This is a genomic window from Streptomyces sp. FH025, from assembly GCF_017427025.1.
In the GTDB taxonomy this organism is placed as follows: Bacteria; Actinomycetota; Actinomycetes; order Streptomycetales; family Streptomycetaceae; genus Kitasatospora.
This window is the reverse complement of sequence record NZ_JAFLNG010000944.1, coordinates 1-2,393: the sequence shown is the minus strand read 5'-3', so window position 1 is coordinate 2,393 and position 2,393 is coordinate 1. Positions and strand designations below refer to the sequence as shown.

Annotated in this window: 1 protein-coding gene and 1 pseudogene; one reads left to right on the top strand and one right to left on the bottom strand. The window is 73.1% G+C overall.

Annotation, left to right across the window (positions count from 1 at the left end; translation table 11 throughout):
* Nucleotides 1–1,113, bottom strand: a pseudogene (locus J0670_RS35970) (histidine kinase); the annotation flags it as partial.
* Nucleotides 1,114–1,693: 580 nt separating this feature from the next.
* On the opposite strand from J0670_RS35970, the gene J0670_RS35965 reads away from it, so the two are divergent.
* The coding region (locus J0670_RS35965) for a hypothetical protein (protein ID WP_207816881.1) at nucleotides 1,694–2,393 on the top strand (700 nt) is incomplete at its 3' end.

Here is a 2,393-nt window from a genome sequence, read left to right as displayed (position 1 = left end):
GCCGTGCAGGACCGCTTCGGCGAGGTCGGCGGTGGCGTAGTCGCAGAATTCGTGGGCGGCCGTGCGGACGAGCTCCTCCGCAGTGCGCCGGACGTCCAGGGTCGTGCCGATCGCCACGCTCGCTTCGTACAGCAGCCTGAGCCGGCTGCGGGCGACCTCGGCCTTGCCCGCGAGGGCGCGCAGCTCGGTGGAGTCGCGCAGGGTGGTGACGCTGCCCGGTGGGCCTCCCCTGCTGTCGGTGGGGCGGTTGTTGACGGCCAGCAGGCGGTCGCCGACGGGGATCACCTCGTCGGTGACCGTGCGGTCGGAGAGCAGCAGTTCGGCCGTGCGGGGGGCGAGGCCGAGGTCGGCGACGGTGCGCCCCTCCGCGTCGGCGGGCAGATCGAGCAGTCGGCGCGCCTCGTCGTTGGCGAGCAGGATCCGGCCGTCGCCGCTGACGATGGCCACGCCCTCGCGCACCGCGTGCAGCACCGCGTCGTGGTGCTCGTACATCCGGGTCATCTCTTCCGGCCCGAGGCCGTGGGTCTGCCGCATGAGACGCCTGCCCACCAGCGCCGTACCGGCCGTGGCCAGGCCGAGCGCGGCGGCACCGGCGCCCAGGATGACCGGCAGCTGGCGGTTGAAGGCGCTGCTCACATTGGCGACCTTCATCCCGGACGAGACGATGCCCACGACCGCGCCGTGGGAGTCCTCCACCGGGACGACCGCCTGGTACTCGTAGCCGAGCGGGCCGTGCACCTGTTCGATGGTGACCCGGCCGTGGAGCGACGGCTCGATGGTGCCGATGAACCTCTTGCCGATCTGCGCCGGATCGGGGTGGGTGTAGCGGGTGCCGTTGCGGTCGGTCACCACGATGAAGTCGACCCCGGCGTCCTTGCGGGCCGCTTCGGTCAGCGGCTGGAGCACCGCGCTGGGGTCGGGGCCCTGCATCGCCGCCACCAGGCCGGGGCTGTGGGCGAACGCCTCGGCCGCGGCGAGCGTGCGGTCGCGCGCCGCGTCGAACCGGTCGGTGCGGGACTGGATCAGCAGCACGACGACGGCCGTCACCACGAGCAGCAGCACGATCAGCACCTGCATGATGAACATCTGGCCGGCGACGCTGTGGGCGCTCATCACCGACCGCAGGCGTTGCGCCGACTGCCCCTGCGGCACTGAGCCTGGGTCTCGCCGCTCACGGCGGCTACCCGATCGACGCAGCGGCAGCCTGGAGGAGCGGCCCGTGTCTCTGGCCATACACCCATGATCTACCGCAGTCCTGGCACAAGCGGGGCACACTACGCTGATGGGGGCGAAGCGGGGGTGGAAGCGCGGTGCGCCGCGGCTCGGTCGGCGCCCGATCGCTTCGGCGCCGGGCGTGCCGGTGAGCCCACGACGACGCTCCGACGCCGTCCGCGGCCTCGAAACGTGAGCCCGGTTACATCACTCCGGGTGTCTACGACGTTCGACCGTAGACACGAGCCCCTGTTCTGCGAGCCGACGGGCCCCGCGCGGGGCTCTCCTACTGCCCGGTGTCGTACTCGGGGACCTTTGTCCCCCGTTCGGGTGCCCCTAAGAATGGGCGGGTCCAACCGTGCCACCGGCCCCACGACCGGGCGCGCTCTTCGATGTGGCTCCGAGGCGGGTCCACCCGATCCGATACCGCTGTCGGCCCGCGCCCGGCCGGTTGACCCGAACCCACGGAAGAAGGATCCCGATGTCCGCACCCGTCCTTCTCGCAGGTGTCGCGGCCCGTGGTGCCCCGGCCGCCGTGGCCGGCCACGTCACCGCCTTCCTGGACTACTTCGCCGGGGTCTTCACCCTGCTCGCGCTGACCGCGGCGGTCGTGTTCGGGCTGGCCGCCACCGACCGCCTGGTCCTGACGCCGCGGTTGCGGGTGGCCGTCCAATCGGTGCACCGGGCGACCGCCGTCGCGGCGCTCGGGTTCCTGGCCGTCCACATCGCGGTCAAGGTCTTCGAACACCACGAGGACCCGATGGGCACGGTCCTCCCCTTCACCGGCGGGACCGCCGTGGCGGTGGGCCTGGGAACCGTCGCAGCCGACCTGCTCGTCCTGGTCGCGGCGACGGGCGCGTTCCGCGGACGCTTCGCGGGCAGTCGACACGCCTGGCTCTGGCGTGTGACGCACGCGAGCGCGTACGCCTGCTGGCCGATCGCGCTGGTCCACGGTCTGAGCGCCGGACGCGCCGCGCATGCCTGGGTCCTGTGGGGCTACGGGCTGTGTGCGGCGCTGATCGCCCTCGCCCTGTTGGTGCGAACCCTCTCCTGGCTGGGCCACCACCAGACCGTCACCCGGCACCGGCGTCGCTCGAAGGCCCGGGCCGGCGCACCGCTCCCGGCCGGACCGGCCGTCGCCCCCACCGCCTCGGCACGGCACGGTGGCGCTCCGCCGGCCG